19 protein-coding genes are annotated in these 14,781 nt (G+C 55.7%); 9 read left to right on the top strand and 10 right to left on the bottom strand.

Translation table 11 applies throughout. From position 1 onward, the window contains the following. Positions 1 to 6 precede the first annotated feature (6 nt). Positions 7 to 1,305, bottom strand: coding sequence for a helix-turn-helix domain-containing protein (locus AC2FIZ_RS13835; protein WP_281995802.1), 1,299 nt, complete (start codon positions 1,303 to 1,305; stop codon positions 7 to 9). Between the two features lie 223 nt (positions 1,306 to 1,528). Here AC2FIZ_RS13835 and AC2FIZ_RS13840 point away from each other — a divergent pair, with 223 nt between their 5' ends. From AC2FIZ_RS13840 to aat, 4 genes are all read left to right on the top strand, one after another. Then, a complete protein-coding gene (locus AC2FIZ_RS13840) occupies positions 1,529 to 2,065 on the top strand; it encodes a helix-turn-helix domain-containing protein (protein WP_142638135.1) in 537 nt (178 codons plus the stop codon). Between the two features lie 152 nt (positions 2,066 to 2,217). Next, positions 2,218 to 2,709, top strand: coding sequence for an acetyl-CoA carboxylase biotin carboxyl carrier protein (accB, locus tag AC2FIZ_RS13845; protein WP_281995796.1), 492 nt, complete (start codon positions 2,218 to 2,220; stop codon positions 2,707 to 2,709). 9 nt (positions 2,710 to 2,718) lie between these two features. Then, positions 2,719 to 4,068 carry an acetyl-CoA carboxylase biotin carboxylase subunit gene (accC, locus tag AC2FIZ_RS13850; protein WP_496791202.1) on the top strand — a complete coding sequence of 450 codons (1,350 nt, stop codon included), beginning with the start codon at positions 2,719 to 2,721 and terminating at the stop codon, positions 4,066 to 4,068. Positions 4,069 to 4,116: 48 nt separating this feature from the next. Then, positions 4,117 to 4,749: a leucyl/phenylalanyl-tRNA--protein transferase gene (gene aat / locus AC2FIZ_RS13855; protein ID WP_496703390.1), complete on the top strand. Its 633-nt coding sequence runs from the start codon at positions 4,117 to 4,119 to the stop codon at positions 4,747 to 4,749. Here aat and AC2FIZ_RS13860 read toward each other — a convergent pair. The 6 genes from AC2FIZ_RS13860 to AC2FIZ_RS13885 form a co-directional block, all read right to left on the bottom strand. Beyond that, positions 4,704 to 5,072, bottom strand: a complete 369-nt coding sequence (locus tag AC2FIZ_RS13860; protein ID WP_142638127.1) for a DUF2155 domain-containing protein — start codon at positions 5,070 to 5,072, stop codon at positions 4,704 to 4,706. The two genes, aat and AC2FIZ_RS13860, sit on opposite strands and share 46 nt — an antisense overlap. Next, the gene (gene mlaD / locus AC2FIZ_RS13865; RefSeq protein ID WP_496703388.1) at positions 5,069 to 5,521 is read right to left on the bottom strand and encodes an outer membrane lipid asymmetry maintenance protein MlaD; all 453 of its coding nucleotides are present in this window, start codon (positions 5,519 to 5,521) and stop codon (positions 5,069 to 5,071) included. Before mlaD ends, AC2FIZ_RS13860 begins: the two co-directional genes overlap by 4 nt. Before the next feature lie 13 nt (positions 5,522 to 5,534). Beyond that, positions 5,535 to 5,918, bottom strand: coding sequence for an NADH:ubiquinone oxidoreductase subunit NDUFA12 (locus tag AC2FIZ_RS13870; RefSeq protein WP_142638122.1), 384 nt, complete (start codon positions 5,916 to 5,918; stop codon positions 5,535 to 5,537). Between the two features lie 79 nt (positions 5,919 to 5,997). Beyond that, complete coding sequence (locus AC2FIZ_RS13875) at positions 5,998 to 6,372, bottom strand: Rid family hydrolase (protein ID WP_142638120.1); 375 nt, start codon at positions 6,370 to 6,372, stop codon at positions 5,998 to 6,000. Between the two features lie 66 nt (positions 6,373 to 6,438). After that, complete coding sequence (clpX, locus tag AC2FIZ_RS13880; RefSeq protein WP_496791203.1) at positions 6,439 to 7,704, bottom strand: ATP-dependent Clp protease ATP-binding subunit ClpX; 1,266 nt, start codon at positions 7,702 to 7,704, stop codon at positions 6,439 to 6,441. Between the two features lie 132 nt (positions 7,705 to 7,836). Then, positions 7,837 to 8,469 carry an ATP-dependent Clp protease proteolytic subunit gene (locus tag AC2FIZ_RS13885; RefSeq protein WP_142638117.1) on the bottom strand — a complete coding sequence of 211 codons (633 nt, stop codon included), beginning with the start codon at positions 8,467 to 8,469 and terminating at the stop codon, positions 7,837 to 7,839. 320 nt (positions 8,470 to 8,789) lie between these two features. On the opposite strand from AC2FIZ_RS13885, the gene AC2FIZ_RS13890 reads away from it, so the two are divergent. Further along, entirely contained in the window at positions 8,790 to 9,125 is a 336-nt protein-coding gene (locus tag AC2FIZ_RS13890; protein WP_142638116.1) for an ArsR/SmtB family transcription factor, read from the top strand. A 23-nt stretch (positions 9,126 to 9,148) separates the two neighbouring features. Here AC2FIZ_RS13890 and AC2FIZ_RS13895 read toward each other — a convergent pair whose 3' ends face one another. Next, the gene (locus AC2FIZ_RS13895; RefSeq protein WP_496690138.1) at positions 9,149 to 10,186 is read right to left on the bottom strand and encodes a zinc ABC transporter substrate-binding protein; all 1,038 of its coding nucleotides are present in this window, start codon (positions 10,184 to 10,186) and stop codon (positions 9,149 to 9,151) included. 93 nt (positions 10,187 to 10,279) lie between these two features. Here AC2FIZ_RS13895 and AC2FIZ_RS13900 point away from each other — a divergent pair, with 93 nt between their 5' ends. The 4 genes from AC2FIZ_RS13900 (at position 10,280) to AC2FIZ_RS13915 (ending at position 12,513) form a co-directional block, all read left to right on the top strand. Next, positions 10,280 to 10,759, top strand: coding sequence for a Fur family transcriptional regulator (locus AC2FIZ_RS13900; protein WP_142638114.1), 480 nt, complete (start codon positions 10,280 to 10,282; stop codon positions 10,757 to 10,759). Continuing rightward, on the top strand, positions 10,756 to 11,505 hold the full coding sequence (locus tag AC2FIZ_RS13905; RefSeq protein ID WP_496690139.1) for a metal ABC transporter ATP-binding protein: 750 nt from the start codon (positions 10,756 to 10,758) through the stop codon (positions 11,503 to 11,505). Before AC2FIZ_RS13900 ends, AC2FIZ_RS13905 begins: the two co-directional genes overlap by 4 nt. Further along, on the top strand, positions 11,505 to 12,299 hold the full coding sequence (locus tag AC2FIZ_RS13910) for a metal ABC transporter permease (RefSeq protein WP_142638112.1): 795 nt from the start codon (positions 11,505 to 11,507) through the stop codon (positions 12,297 to 12,299). The genes AC2FIZ_RS13905 and AC2FIZ_RS13910 overlap by 1 nt, the downstream gene beginning before the upstream one ends. A 76-nt stretch (positions 12,300 to 12,375) precedes the next feature. Beyond that, positions 12,376 to 12,513 (top strand): entericidin A/B family lipoprotein, encoded by a 138-nt coding sequence (locus AC2FIZ_RS13915; protein WP_142638111.1) that lies wholly within the window; start codon positions 12,376 to 12,378, stop codon positions 12,511 to 12,513. Between the two features lie 1,294 nt (positions 12,514 to 13,807). Here the strand turns inward: AC2FIZ_RS13915 and AC2FIZ_RS13920 are convergent. Then, positions 13,808 to 14,128, bottom strand: coding sequence for a hypothetical protein (locus tag AC2FIZ_RS13920; RefSeq protein WP_142638110.1), 321 nt, complete (start codon positions 14,126 to 14,128; stop codon positions 13,808 to 13,810). A gap of 90 nt (positions 14,129 to 14,218) precedes the next feature. Beyond that, positions 14,219 to 14,398, bottom strand: coding sequence for a CTP synthetase (locus AC2FIZ_RS13925; protein ID WP_142638109.1), 180 nt, complete (start codon positions 14,396 to 14,398; stop codon positions 14,219 to 14,221). Positions 14,399 to 14,781 lie beyond the last annotated feature (383 nt).

Consider the following 14,781-nt stretch of genomic DNA (forward strand, 5'->3'; position numbering starts at 1 on the left):
AAACTGTCAAAAACCTTCGCTCAGAATCGAGGGCTCTCGGCGCGATTCACAGTCCTTATTGGGGCAGACCCGGCAACTTGGGCCAACATGGGCAACCGCCTGACTGCCCTGAGGGCTTTCTTCGACGGATCGAACCAGCATGACAGAACGATAAACCGGCGCATCATCATAGCCGGAAATGGATTGCGGCCAGGCATAGGCATAACAATCGAATTCCGCGGCCGTTCGCCCCAACTGAACGATCCGTTTTCGGATCGGAACCAGCGGCCGGTTCAGCGCCTGAAACAGCGGCCACAGAGGACACGCCTCGCCGAACCTGGGCATGGCAAAACCGGGCACCGATTTGCTGAACAAAATGCTGCCTGAGGCATCGCATATCACCAGCCCGGTCGGGCGCGACAAATACCCTTTGGGCAAGGCGGCCAGCCGCCTCAGCACGGTGGCGATGTCGACTGAATACTCTGTTGCCAAAAGCAAAGGATCTGTAACTCCCCGATCCAAAGCCCCTTTGAGCGCATCCAGAGGCAAAAGCCGAGCGTCGGATTCGTAGACGTCCAGAATATCCCGCGCCACTTTTCGCGCGGCAGAGGAATCAATCTCATTCAGATTAACATCCGCGCTTCCCCCTCCGGTTTCGATTTCCGGGAAATGGTGATCATGCCTGTCAAAAAATGCTTCGACATCTTCCAGAGGGACGCCGCGACGATCCTCGGCCCCCTCGGAATCATCCAGATAGGCCACCAGCGATTTGGAGCTATCGGCCAGCCGTTCGGCATCCTGGTGCAGGTTCCGGTGGAATCGGTCTTGCCACTCGGGTTCAATCTCTTGCGTTTCAGCAAGAATGGCAGCGGTGGAACGAATCGCGGCGGCTGTCGAAAGGACCTCGTGCATGGATGCTGCCAGATGCGGATCGTGCGTCAAACGATCCGACAGGGTTTCAATCGTTCGCTCTAACGACACCACTCGGCTGTGCATTTGCGCCAAAACGCCCGCCCACCCTGGAAACCTACTTGCGAACTCCTCAAGCCCGTCCACTTCGGCTTTCTGGCCAACAGCATCTGCCGCAGCCTCGCGCAGCGCAGAAATCAGCGTCGCCTCGATCCCCTGGGTTAGCACCGAAGGCTCAACGGTCAGGGCCGCAGCGATATCCACCAGCAGCTTTCCTCCGATCCTGCGGCGGTTATGCTCGATCAGGTTCAGATAGGATGCCGAGATTCCAACCTGCCGTGCAAGCTGGGCCTGACGCAATCCTGCGATCTGCCGCCTTTCGCGAATACGGCTGCCTGTTAACGTGTCCCGCAAAATTTTCCTCTTTTTCCGCTGGCTCCTTTGGTCAACCTCAGAAGCATTTTCAAAACTATTATTTAAATATAAGTCTTTAGCAATTAATTTTCTTGAGCAATTTACTTTCTTCACAAACGCATCCCGCAGTTCCAAACACCCGGACCACGGTGTAACCCATTTGCATATTTCGAAAATCACAGGCCTTCCCCTTCTATTTTCGGAAAAACACCTGCACCATGGACATATGAGCGACCCAGCCTTTGAATATGCGCCGATCGGATTGGTCGAGTTGGAGAACCGCGTGATCCGCCGGTGCAATCTGCAGTTCGCACGCACTTTCGGCGGTGAAGAGGCCGATTACCGCAACATGCCCCTGCTACATCTCTACCCTTCTGTCGCAGATTGGGAACGTATCGGCGCACGTAGCCTGCAAATCATGCGCGACACCGGATATTACACGGATGAGAGGGTCATGCGTCGCCGGGATAGCGACTTATTCTGGTGCCGCGCGCGCGGACGCTCGCTAACGCCTGAAGATCCATTCCGCCATGGCATCTGGAGTTTTTCGGATATTTCCGAGGAACGCCCTTTGGTCGAGCTAACCAGCCGTGAGCGCGAGGTAGCCATTCTGTCCTGCAAGGGCTTGTCGGCCAAGGAAATCGGTGCGGAACTGAACCTGAGCTATCGTACAATCGAAGCCTACCGTGCGCGGCTGCTTGAAAAATTCGGGGCACGTAAACTGCCTGAACTGGTTGCGAAACTCTCCGGAATGCCGCTGTAACGCTGTTTACCACTGGTAATCTTCAGCAAAACCCCCATCTGACAGGCCGAGACTGTGCTTTTCATGGCCGTACGCTTAGCTTATAACGCTGCGTAATCAGACCAAAGCCCGCGCGAAACAGACGGGCCAAAGGGGAACCGTCGAGGACACTCATGACAGATACCAAACACGAAGCGGATGTGGCGTTTATCAAGGCACTGGCCGAACTGCTGCGGGAAAACGACCTGACCGAGTTGCAGGTAAAGCGTGATTATGGCGAAGATGACAGCTTGAACGTACGCGTTAGCCGCATGTCACCCGTCGCCGCTCCGGTCCAGGTTGCGGTCCCGGCGGCCGCGCCAGCCGCAGCCCCGGCAGCCGCACCTGCAGCAGCTGAAGCACCCGCAGCAAGTGACGATCCAGCCAGCCATCCGGGCGCTGTGACTTCGCCCATGGTCGGCACCGTGTACATGCAGCCCGAGCCGGGTGCGCCGTCCTTCATCTCCGTCGGTGCCAGTGTTTCCGAAGGCGACACGCTGCTGATCGTCGAAGCGATGAAAACCATGAACCACATCCACGCGCCTAAATCCGGCACTATCAAGCGTATTTTGGTGGGTGATGGCGATGCTGTGGAATTCGGCACTCCTCTGGTCATTGTTGAGTAAGGCGGCCCCATGTTCGACAAGATCCTGATTGCCAACCGAGGCGAGATCGCCCTGCGCGTCATCCGCGCCGCACGCGAGATGGGGATTAAGACAGTCGCCGTCCATTCAACCGCAGACAGCGACGCGATGCATGTGCGCATGGCGGACGAATCGGTCTGTATCGGCCCCCCGCCCAGCCCACAAAGCTATCTGTCGGTGCCTGCGATCATCTCAGCCTGCGAGATCACTGGCGCTCAGGCGATCCACCCAGGCTACGGCTTTTTGTCTGAAAATGCCGAGTTTGTGCAGATCGTCGAAGATCACGACATCACCTTCATTGGACCCACCGCTGAGCATATCCGCGTGATGGGTGACAAGATCACCGCCAAGGACACGATGAAGGCCTTGGGCGTTCCCTGTGTGCCTGGTTCAGATGGTGGCGTGCCGGATCTGGCCGCAGCCAAGCGGATCGGTGAAGAATTCGGCTATCCTGTAATCATCAAGGCCACCGCCGGTGGCGGCGGACGCGGCATGAAAGTCGCGATGAGTGCGGATGAGATGGAAAGCGCCTTTATGACCGCGCGCGCCGAAGGCAAAGCCGCCTTTGGAAATGACGAGGTATATATTGAGAAATACCTGACCACGCCGCGCCACATCGAGATTCAGGTCTTTGGCGATGGCAAGGGCCAAGCGGTTCATCTGGGCGAGCGCGACTGTTCCCTGCAGCGCCGCCACCAAAAGGTATTCGAAGAGGCACCCGGCCCCTGCATCACCCCCGAAGAACGCGCAAGGATCGGTAAGGTCTGTGCCGATGCGGTTGCCAAGATCAACTATATCGGTGCAGGTACGATCGAATTTCTGTACGAAAATGGCGACTTCTATTTCATCGAGATGAACACCCGCCTACAGGTCGAGCACCCGGTCACTGAGGGCATCTTTGGCGTAGATCTGGTGCGCGAACAAATCCGCGTTGCCGCTGGTCAGCCAATGTCATTCGGTCAGGAAGATCTGAAAATCAATGGTCACGCCATCGAGGTTCGGATCAACGCCGAGAAATTGCCAAACTTCTCACCCTGCCCCGGAAAAATCTCGGCCTACCATGCGCCGGGCGGTCTGGGTGTGCGGATGGATTCAGCGTTGTATGACGGGTACACGATCCCGCCCTACTACGACTCACTGATCGCCAAACTGATCGTGCAGGGCCGCGACCGACCCGAAGCACTGGCCCGTCTGGAACGCGCATTGGGAGAGTTGATCGTGGACGGAATCGACACGACGGTTCCCTTGTTCCACGCGCTGCTGCAAGAAAGTGACGTCCAAAGCGGTGATTATAACATCCACTGGCTGGAGCACTGGCTTGCGGAGAATATGGCCGACTAAATCTGCTGGGTCGGAAGGTTACCGCTTTCCGACCCTGAGGCGCCTGGCATGAGCCTTTCCCCGGAATTACTGCTCCATGGATATTCCATCGGTATCTTCCCGATGGCTGAACATCGCGATGATCCGGACCTGTTCTGGGTTGATCCTAAGTTTCGCGGCATCTTCCCTCTGGACGGATTTCACATCTCACGCAGCTTGGCCCGCAGGATTCGGAACTGTGGGTACACGGTGTCAATCAACAGGGATTTTGCCGGCGTTGTTGATGGCTGCGCTGATCGCACGGATACCTGGATCAATCAGGAACTTCGCACCCTTTACCAAAAGCTGAACCAATCCGGTCACGCCCATTCACTGGAAATCTGGGACGGCCCGAATTTGGTTGGGGGCGTTTATGGCGTTACTCTTGGCGCTGCCTTCTTTGGTGAAAGCATGTTTTCCCGACGCAAGGATGCCTCAAAAATTGCGCTTGCTTATCTGGTCGACCGGTTGCGGTCCTGCGGGTTCAAACTGTTCGATACACAGTTTTTAACCGCGCATCTCGCCTCGCTCGGCGCGATTGAGGTGCCGCGGGCACAGTATCGGAACGCGCTGGAAGAGGCAGTGACTATTGCAGCAGATTTCTCTGCTGATCTCGATCAATCGCCGGATGGCGTGATACAGCGGATCACCCAGACGTCATAGCGCGAATGATCAAGCGCATTCAGGGCTGGCGAGGTGGCAATCATCCACCCGTCAAACAGCTGATCCGTTCCGCCTTGTTCCCAAATGGTCAGGTAGGCAAACGCGTCCCCTGTTGGGTTATCTGCAGGATAGCGGCAATCACCCAGCGCGACATCCAGCCCAAAGACTGTCTTGGATTGGCCGTTTTGCAGTTCGACATCAACGGTCTGGCCATTGACCTTATCCAGCCCTCTGAGCATTGCACCCGGTCCAGATTGAACCTTTTGCTGTGCCGCTACCCCAGAGGCTGCCAGAATTGCCGCGATCAGAGCATATCGCTTCATTCGCCGCCATCTCCGGCGACGAACTTAACCAAAAGCGAAATCAGGCTGACTGCGCCCTGTGTATCCTCGACCTGATCGCCCGGTTCAAAGTTAAAGAGCGATCCGCCTGGCATGACTTCTACAAAGTTACCACCCAGCAACCCTTCGGATGAGATCACGATAGCACTGTCATCGGGGACTAAAATTCCATCAGAAATCGCAAAAGTCGTGTCCGCCCGGTAGGTTTCCGGGTTCAGGGCCACCCCTGTCACGGTGCCGATTTTGACCCCGGCAAGCCGCACGTCCGTTCCGACGCCGACGCCTTCGAGCGAGCGGAAAGAGGCGTTAAGCTCATAACCAGAACCGCCCTGGGACAGGCCTGTCGACTGGCTCGCATAGACGCCAAACGCTATTGCCCCGGCCAGGACGGCGCCTCCGACCAAAACTTCTGAAACTTTGTAAGATGACATTGCTCGCCTCGTCTTATTCCGGGTTCCAGGCCTCATAATCCGAACGCTCGACCGGATCCGGGCGGCGCAAAGACCCCGCCGGTGCATAAGCAAGCGCGGTTCCTGTCAGGTTTTCCTGATGCGGTTTTTCCCAGGATTTATGTGCCAGAGGTTTGTCGGTTGGAGGTTCGTCCCAGGTGCGGTGCAACCAACCGTGCCAATCGGGATCAACCCTGCTGGCCTCGGCCTCGCCGTTGAAGATCACCCAACGCCTGCTGTCATCCGCGGTACGATAAAATATATTACCTTCATTATCTTCACCGACTTTCACGCCTTTGCGCGCGGTGTAAATCTGGGTGTTCAGGGTGGCCCCGTTCCACCAGGTCACGGCGCGCAAAAGACTGTTCAGGATTCCCATCGGCTGCCTCCGGCATTTTTGTCTCTGCAGATATGGACCAAAGGTCCGCCAAGGTCCAGTGCTAGGGTAACGTTGCGCATCAATCCGGCAAAACTGCGGTCACTTCAATCTCGATGCGGTCCTCTGGCGTGATCAGGTTGCATTCGGTCACTGTCGCCGCCGGCGGGTTTTCACCAAATGCCTCAACCAGCAAGGGCCAGCACAGTTCAAATTCTGACATGTCCGGAAGGTAGTAGTTTACCCGAACCACATGCGCCAAATTTGATCCAGCCTCATCCAAGGCCTTTTCAATCGCCTGCAGCGCGGATTTGCACTGTCCGACGATATCTTTGGGAATGATTTCGCCTTGTGCGCAGGTTCCGGCAACAAAGACAAAACCGTTTGCAACCACTGCCCGGCAATAGCCGACTTTGGCCTCATATTGGCCGCCCGAGGAAATTCGCCTTATCGTCATCCTGCCCTCCCAAACACAAAATGGCGCGGGATCACCGCGCCATCTGTTGCAATTCAAATTCTGTGATTACCCGGCCGAAGCCGATTCCGCCGCATCCGCATAGATGATCAGCGGCTGTTTGTCTGAAGATACAGCCTCTTCGTTAACGACAACCTCGGTCACGTTCTTCATGCCAGGCAATTCGAACATCGTGTCCAGAAGGATATCTTCAAGGATCGAGCGCAGCCCGCGTGCACCGGTCTTCCGTTCAATGGCGCGTTTGGCGATAGCCTTGAGCGCATCGTCGGTAAAGCCCAGCTCGGCATCTTCCAGTTCGAACAGACGCTGATACTGTTTGACCAGCGCGTTCTTGGGTTTGGTCAGAATGGTGACCAGCGCATCCTCGTCGAGATCTTCAAGCGTGGCCAGAACTGGCAGACGTCCGACAAATTCCGGGATCAGACCGAATTTCAGCAGGTCTTCAGGCTCCAGATCTTTGAAAATCTCACCCACGCCGCGGTCATCATTGTCCCGCACATCGGCACCAAAGCCCATGGCCGAGCCTTTGCCGCGCTGTGCGATAATTCTATCCAGACCCGCAAAGGCACCACCGCAGATGAACAGGATATTCGTCGTGTCCACTTGCAGGAATTCCTGCTGCGGATGCTTGCGTCCACCTTGCGGCGGAACACTGGCGACGGTGCCTTCCATCAGCTTCAGCAGCGCCTGCTGCACGCCCTCGCCCGACACGTCGCGCGTAATCGAGGGATTCTCGGATTTGCGCGTGATCTTGTCGACCTCATCGATGTAAACGATGCCGCGCTGCGCGCGTTCGACATTGTATTCGCTGGCCTGTAACAACTTGAGGATGATATTTTCGACATCCTCGCCCACATAACCGGCTTCGGTCAGCGTGGTCGCATCGGCCATGGTAAAGGGCACATCTAGAATGCGCGCCAGAGTTTGCGCCAACAACGTCTTGCCGCAGCCTGTCGGGCCGATCAACAGGATGTTGGATTTGGCCAGCTCGATATCGCTGCCGGCCTTCTGAGCGTGATTCAATCGTTTATAGTGGTTGTGAACCGCCACTGACAGAACCCGCTTGGCCGTAGCCTGACCGATCACATAATCGTCCAGAACTCCGCAGATGTCTTTCGGCGTCGGCACTCCGTCAGAAGATTTCAGCCCGTTGGCTTTCGTCTCTTCGCGGATGATGTCCATACACAGCTCGACGCATTCATCACAGATGAACACGGTCGGACCTGCAATCAGCTTACGCACCTCATGCTGGCTTTTGCCACAGAAGCTGCAGTAGAGCGTGTTTTTGCCGTCACCGCCTGAATTCGTCGCCATGATCTACCTTTCGGGCTCCATCCTATGCCCCTTGCGGGGCCGCGCTTGCGCCTGTTCGTGCAGCTTAGGCCAGCACTGTGGCGGCTACAATCTCAAAATACCCCCCGTATCGGCGACACGAGGGGTCTGGGCTTAGCCCTCTTCGCCGCTCATCTTGGCGCGGTTTTCAACGATCTCGTCGATGTGACCCCATTCCTTAGCCTCTTCCGGGCTCATGAAGTTGTCACGGTCCAGCGCCTTTTCAACAGCCTTTTTGGTCTGTCCAGTATGGCGTACATAGATATCATACAGGCGATCCTTCAGCTTTTGCGTCTCAGCTGCGTGGATCATGATATCGCTTGCCTGCCCCTGATATCCGCCACTGGGCTGGTGCACCATGATGCGGCTGTTCGGCAGGGAAAAGCGCATGCCCTTCTCACCACCGGCCAGCAGAACCGACCCCATCGAGGCCGCTTGACCGATCACCAATGTGGAACATTTCGGTTTGATATACTGCATTGTGTCGTAAATCGACAAACCGCTGGTGACCACGCCACCCGGCGAGTTGATGTAGATCGAGATTTCCTTGTTCGGGTTCTCCGCCTCAAGGTGCAGCAGCTGAGCAACCACAAGATGGCTCATCCCGTCGTGGATCGGGCCGTTGATAAAGATGATCCGCTCTTTCAGAAGGCGCGAGAAGATATCATATGCGCGCTCACCCCTGCTGGTCTGCTCAACGACCATTGGGACAAGCGTGTTCATGTATGTGTCAACGGGATCGAACATAAGAAACCTGCCTGCTTTGCTATGGATCGGGACACTACCCGAAAATCTGTTACCTGAGTCTTAGTATCGCCACAGTGGGGCTGCAAGGGGTGCAGGAAACTTCATGCCCTGCAAATGCAAATTGATATTCAGCGGTGACTAAAGCGATACGCTCTTCAAAGTCGAAATCTGCGTCGAACTCTCACAAGTTCCCCTTTTCCCCTCACCTCATTTTGGTTCATGCATATGAGAGTAAATGTTCATAACTAGCTGACTTGCGACCTTCTCCAGGCAGCAACACAAACAGGCGCCCAAAGTGTGGGCTGGTAAGGAAACAGAGGATGGCCCTTCCACAACTTTCACAGGAAACATCTCCGGAAAATTTCGACAAAATGGTTGAGAACGCAACGCATGCTGCAAATTTTCTCAAGGCCATCAGCCACGAAGGGCGTCTCATGATCCTGTGCCACCTGGTATCGGGAGAAAAGTCAGTAACAGAACTGGAAGAGCTGCTTTCGGCGCGGCAAGCCGCTGTTTCGCAACAACTGTCGCGGTTGCGACTTGAAGGGTTGGTGACGCCTCGCCGCGAAGGCAAGGCGATCTTTTATAGACTTGCCGATGAACGGCCACGCCGGATGTTAGAGGTTGTCTACGAACTCTTTTGCAACGAAGAATAAGAGCAATCCGCTATCCCGGCTACTTACGACTTACTTTTGGAACAGTCTTGATAGCCGGCGGACATGGCCATTAGCAAACTGTCATAGTGCGAAATTCCTGTGTCAAAACTCACGCCTACGGGATCCAATTCAAAGATCGTGGCCCCGGTTCCTTCGATCGCTGTCCGTACCAGCCTTGTGTCAAATTGTGGCTCGGAAAAGGCACAAACAATTCCTTCATGCTCAACCTTTTCACGCAAAGCCGCCAATCGCGCCGGCCCGGGAGAGGACGCATCGCCAAGACTGACTGCGCCGGATGACTCCAGCCCAAATCGCTTTTCGAAATACTGATAGGCATCATGAAACGTTATGAATGACAGCGTCTGCATATCTGTCAGATCTGTCATAATTTTTTCTTTCAGTTCAATCAGTTCCCGATCTGCGGTCGCCGCGTTCTGCTGATAAGAATCGGCGTTTTCAGGGTCCGCCTCTGAGAGCGTTGCGGCAATTACCTGAACCCAGATACGTGCATTTTCGGGATCCAGCCAGGCGTGGGGGTCTACCCCTTCGTGATCATGGCCATGGTCGTCTGCATGGCCCGCATGGTCGTCGTGATCGTCATGACCCGCATGATCGTCGTGACCCGCATGATCGTCGTGACCCGCATGATCGTCGTGATCCGCGTGATCGTCGTGGCCATCATGATCCGCACGGTCATCATGGTCATCATGATCGGTCGCATCCCGGAATTCATAGAGAATTGTTCCATCCGCATCCAACAAAGAGACATGCAGCGCATCCGGCGACAGCGCGCCCAAGGGTTTAACCAGCCAAGGGGTCAGCTCTTCTCCGGTCCAGAAAACGATCTCGGCGGATTGCAAAGACCGCGCCTCAGAAGGCCGCATAGCGTGATCATGAGGTGACGCGCCGGGTGGAATGATCAAGCTGGGCTCACCCACGCCGTCCATCACCCGGGCGACCAGCGAATGGACAGGCGCAATATCGACGGCCACGCTTGGCGCCTCGGCAATGGCTTGGCCTGCAAACGCGATTGAGAACAAATACAGTGTGGGTCGGAACATATTCCCTCCGAGATGATATGTTATTACATTCGTTGAGCGCTTGTTAATCCGGACGTTATTACATATCAAGTTGAAAATTATTGGAGTCCCGCCATGAGCACTGTTGGATTCAGACAACACGATCACGCCCACTGCGTTCACACTGCGCTGTCTCAGGCCGAAAACAAGTGCAGAACAAAGCGCCTGCAATTCACCACTGTCCGACGCCGTGTTCTTGAGATTCTGTTGGAAAAGCACCGGGCAATGGGCGCATATGACATTCTGGCTGTGCTAGCTGCAGAAGGGCTCGGGTCGCAACCTCCGGTCGCGTATCGTGCACTGGATTTCCTTGTGCAAAACGGGTTCGTGCATCGTATCGAGCAACTGAATGCCTATACAGCCTGCGCCCACCCGACCCATGACCATGTCCCCGCGTTTCTGATCTGCAGGTCCTGCAAAGCGGTGGCTGAAACGGAAACCGAGCTGACACAGGGCCGATTGGGCGCTGCGGCGAACACCTCGGGGTTTCAAATCGAACGAGTAGTGGTCGAGGCCGAGGGCCTATGTCCCGAATGTGTAGGGTCGGCGGCATGAATACCCCCCTTATTTCATTGAAAAACATGTCCATTCGGATCGACGGCCGCACGATCCTTGAACATGTGAATGCGGCAGTTTCCGAAGCAGAGATCGTGACCATTGTGGGGCCCAACGGATCTGGTAAGTCGACTCTTTTACGGGCGATCATTGGGGCCATTACCCCATCAGAAGGCCAGGTAAGCCGCGCACCCGGCCTGCGCATCGGTTATGTCCCGCAAAAACTGGCTTTGGACGCCGCTTTACCGATGACCGTGCAACGTTTCCTGGGCTTACCCAAACGGATCTCGGCCCGCAAAGCGCTGGATGCCCTAGAACGAGCGGGCGTCCCGGATCTGCGCAACCGGCAAATGACCCAGCTTTCGGGCGGTCAATTTCAACGAGTTCTGCTGGCGCGCGCACTCCTTGATGATCCTCAGGTCTTGCTTTTGGATGAAGCGACGCAAGGCCTGGACCAACCGGGTGCAGCTGCCTTCTATCAACGCATTGAGCAGGTCAGACGCGACCTTGGTTGCGCGATCGTGATGGTCAGTCACGATCTGCACGTTGTCATGGCGGCCTCAGACCGTGTGCTATGTCTGAACGGACATATATGCTGCGAGGGGTCGCCTCATACCGTCGCGGACGCACCTGAATACCGGGCCTTATTTGGCAGCGGAACCAAGGGCATGATGGCCCTTTACCAACATCAACACAGCCATTCGCACGACCATGACCACCACCACGACCAGGAAACAACCAACTGATGTTAGACGATTTTATGGTCCGCGCCGCGCTGGCTGGTATCGGCGTTGCACTCGCGGCGGCCCCTTTGGGGTGCTTTGTGGTATGGCGCAGGATGGCCTATCTGGGCGAGGCCACAGCGCACGCGGCTGTTCTGGGTGTGGCACTGTCTCTGGCATTTTCGCTTCCGATGCTGCCGTCGATTGTGGCGTCAGCGCTTGCCATGGGGCTTACCGTCACGCTTTTGCGTGGCAAGGGGTTGGCGATGGATACATTACTAGGCGTAATAGCGCATACAGCCCTGGCCGCAGGGCTAGTCACCGTCGCCTTGCTGTCCGACGTCCGGCTGGATTTAAATGCCTTTCTGTTTGGTGATATCCTGGCTGTCACCAAAGGCGATTTGGCAACCATTTGGGGTGGCGGCGCGTTGATCCTGGCAGTCATGATCTGGCGCTGGTCAGCCCTACTTGTCGCCACGCTGAACCCAGACATGGCCTATGCATCCGGCATTGACCCAAAGCGCGAGGAGGTGTGGTTGACGCTGACCATGGCGCTGGCCGTTGCCGTGGCAATCAAAGTGGTAGGGGTTCTGTTGATTGCCGCCCTGCTCGTCATCCCGGCAGCCGGCGCGCGGTCTTTGGTGAAAACACCTGAAAATATGGCGTTCGGGGCCGCAATCATCGGATCAGCTGCCGCCCTTGTCGGGCTGTGCGGTGCGTATCTTGCCGACACTCCGGCCGGGCCCAGCATCGTCTGCGCCGCAGCTGTGATCTTCCTGGTGACAGCAGCCATCGGGCCACTTTTTCGTAAAGAATAGAATGCCGGTTCAAAACTCTGGTTCACCATTAGCAAAACTGCTACGAAAATCGGGACTTATACAAAAGGAGAGACCTATGATCCGAGCCGCACTTATTGGACTGGCCCTTTGCACACTCGCCGCATGTGAAACCGCTAAAGGCGCCGGTAAAGATATTGAAAAAGCAGGTGACGCAATTCAGGGCGCAGCCACCGAGGTTCAGGAAAACATCTGATTCCATTCGGAATGTAGCGATCAAGATCGGGCGACATACAAGATATGGTTGCCCTCTGCACCCACACCCGCTATCCTTGCGGACACAGGTGCATAGACGCGGCATTGCATTTCTGACACGATCACGGGGTTCTTGCTTAAACGCTAGAACCCCGTTCCCGTTTTAGGGGGAATTAAATCGCTGCCTGTATGAATCCGGGGCCCGGAAAAAGGAAAAGGCGTCAGGTGCGCAGACGCGGTCTTTGCACGTGCCCAAAGGACACCCCTGACGCCTTACCGGTTCGACACGCCCGAGGGACGTCCCGATCCAGTTGCTTTGTCCCCCTAAGGGGCCACAGCCGCTGAACAGAGCCCGAGGGCCCCGCACAGCACGCATTAACCTTCTGAGAGCTTGATCACCTGTTTCAAACTTGACGCCCAAATCAGCTGATCACGCACCGGTAAGTCTTTGCAGTAGAACAAAATCCTAAGATTTTACTTCACCGCAGCGACCCCCTTGGCCTTTGCGTCCCACCCAGGATCCTAAGAACCTCTGCGGTAACCTGACTGTTACATCGCGGTCATAATCGGGCAAGAAAATAGCACTGCAGCATAAAAAATAGTCGGGGATAAACTGTTGATATCTCGCTGGAGAGTGATGTGGATAACTCTAGATTTTACGTTCCTGCGCAGAGTTGCCATTGGACAAGTGAAATTACGTGCTCGGCCCGGGATTTTGGACTCTTTCTGCAGGCGCAAACGGGCTGCACGACCCTTCTGGGGGTTTTGGTGAGCGATTGCGCCGATCCGATCCCTGATATTTCGAATCAAACCCGCCGTGAACGGGTCGCTCTTTGGCCACGGCCTCCGAGGACCGAGGCATTTTCTGACCAATCAGGGCCACCTGCCCGCACATTGCGCTGAAAGCCTGTTCTGAATTTGAGAAGCGCTCCGGCCCGGTTGAGTTACCTACTAAGCGCTGCGGCAATTCGCAGCCAGTACCCCCTAAATTCCAACCGGACCAGAGACGCTTCAGTTCACCTGGAGACCAGAGACGAGCCCGGAACTCGTTCGATCGCGCAGGCTACGCAAATTCAAGATTACATACAGCCCAAGGATCTTGCGCCAGCCCACGCAGCCAACCTAAATGAAGGGGCATCTACCGCTTCGATAGTTGAATTTGCTGTCACTGGCTCACCTCCTGTGCTGGGCCTTTCGCTGGCCTTTTACACAGATTGGGTGGCTGAGGGCCGGTTGCAACTTACCTGAAGGAAGCTTCATGAAGGCTTTAAAGAAGCCTAACCAGTTTGTCTCGCTTAGGCCCAGGCCAGCGCGGTGCCGATCACGACCAGGGAAATGCCAAACACTTCGCGATGCGAGAAGTTTTCACCAAACAGAAAGAATGAGGCGATGGCGATCAGAACGACCTCGGCCCCCAGAATGCCAGTATAGATTATGCCCAACCGTTCGTCGCGCAGCGCGGCGAGTTCGAGCGTCGCCCCGGCCAGCAGGGTCGCGACGATCAGCAGGCCAAGCCCCAGGCCGGGGATTTTCCACCAGAACTTCATCGCTACCATGGCAACGGAATAGAGACCCGCTGACCCGAGGGCAATGAAGGGGATCATGGATGTGGACATCTGCGCCTCCTGCTAGGGTTCTGCAACGTAAACTCTAGCAGGCCAGCCGGGATGCGGCTGTGAGGTTGGTCACAATGGGCCGAACAGGCCTTATCCCGCGATCTTTCGGGTCACCAGATACGAAACCGGAAACGCCGCAATAAAGCCAGCTCCGGCAGCGATCAGGATAGGGTATAGCGTCGTATACCCCATCGACAGAACCGCAATGACAGCGGACCCGGCAAAGGTGGAGCCAAGGAAGATATGTACGATCAGCATCAGGGGAAGCATGGGGGCCTCATATCAGGGATTCAACTTTCGCGGATCCTAGGATTGAGCGCACACGCGGTCTTTGATCTGGGTCAGAGTGAGAGGAGCATGGTATCAGCACAGATAGTACCTCAAAACGAATACTCGCAGGATATGATCTGGTAACAATTCTGTAGAGCAGGTCAAAAGAATAGTTGCCATTTTCCTGATTGGCACAGTCTTTAACTGTCTAATACAATTTTTTCAAGACATCATCCAAACACTGCTTTGGTTGAAACAAAAAAACCTTTTCGCGACTTTTATCTCGTGCGGCGCAACCAAAATCGCGTGTCCCTATGCGGGGCTGGTGCACTTAGCGCCAGTCTACTATGCTGCGGGTCGTAAGTGTTTGTGAGTTTGAGTTT

The organism is Ruegeria sp. CDSB022 (assembly GCF_059611145.1).

Excerpts from the sequence above, each read along its gene's own strand:
- AC2FIZ_RS13895 (WP_496690138.1), bottom strand. The coding sequence starts at position 10,186 with ATGTTCCGACCCACACTGTATTTGTTCTCAATCGCGTTTGCAGGCCAA.
- aat (WP_496703390.1), top strand. The coding sequence starts at position 4,117 with ATGAGCCTTTCCCCGGAATTACTGCTCCATGGATATTCCATCGGTATC.
- AC2FIZ_RS13905 (WP_496690139.1), top strand. The coding sequence starts at position 10,756 with ATGAATACCCCCCTTATTTCATTGAAAAACATGTCCATTCGGATCGAC.
- AC2FIZ_RS13885 (WP_142638117.1), bottom strand. The coding sequence starts at position 8,469 with ATGTTCGATCCCGTTGACACATACATGAACACGCTTGTCCCAATGGTC.
- AC2FIZ_RS13915 (WP_142638111.1), top strand. The coding sequence starts at position 12,376 with ATGATCCGAGCCGCACTTATTGGACTGGCCCTTTGCACACTCGCCGCA.
- AC2FIZ_RS13920 (WP_142638110.1), bottom strand. The coding sequence starts at position 14,128 with ATGTCCACATCCATGATCCCCTTCATTGCCCTCGGGTCAGCGGGTCTC.
- AC2FIZ_RS13910 (WP_142638112.1), top strand. The coding sequence starts at position 11,505 with ATGTTAGACGATTTTATGGTCCGCGCCGCGCTGGCTGGTATCGGCGTT.
- AC2FIZ_RS13925 (WP_142638109.1), bottom strand. The coding sequence starts at position 14,398 with ATGCTTCCCCTGATGCTGATCGTACATATCTTCCTTGGCTCCACCTTT.
- accC (WP_496791202.1), top strand. The coding sequence starts at position 2,719 with ATGTTCGACAAGATCCTGATTGCCAACCGAGGCGAGATCGCCCTGCGC.
- AC2FIZ_RS13890 (WP_142638116.1), top strand. The coding sequence starts at position 8,790 with ATGGCCCTTCCACAACTTTCACAGGAAACATCTCCGGAAAATTTCGAC.
- AC2FIZ_RS13900 (WP_142638114.1), top strand. The coding sequence starts at position 10,280 with ATGAGCACTGTTGGATTCAGACAACACGATCACGCCCACTGCGTTCAC.
- clpX (WP_496791203.1), bottom strand. The coding sequence starts at position 7,704 with ATGGCGACGAATTCAGGCGGTGACGGCAAAAACACGCTCTACTGCAGC.
- AC2FIZ_RS13875 (WP_142638120.1), bottom strand. The coding sequence starts at position 6,372 with ATGACGATAAGGCGAATTTCCTCGGGCGGCCAATATGAGGCCAAAGTC.
- AC2FIZ_RS13860 (WP_142638127.1), bottom strand. The coding sequence starts at position 5,072 with ATGAAGCGATATGCTCTGATCGCGGCAATTCTGGCAGCCTCTGGGGTA.
- accB (WP_281995796.1), top strand. The coding sequence starts at position 2,218 with ATGACAGATACCAAACACGAAGCGGATGTGGCGTTTATCAAGGCACTG.
- mlaD (WP_496703388.1), bottom strand. The coding sequence starts at position 5,521 with ATGTCATCTTACAAAGTTTCAGAAGTTTTGGTCGGAGGCGCCGTCCTG.
- AC2FIZ_RS13870 (WP_142638122.1), bottom strand. The coding sequence starts at position 5,918 with ATGGGAATCCTGAACAGTCTTTTGCGCGCCGTGACCTGGTGGAACGGG.
- AC2FIZ_RS13840 (WP_142638135.1), top strand. The coding sequence starts at position 1,529 with ATGAGCGACCCAGCCTTTGAATATGCGCCGATCGGATTGGTCGAGTTG.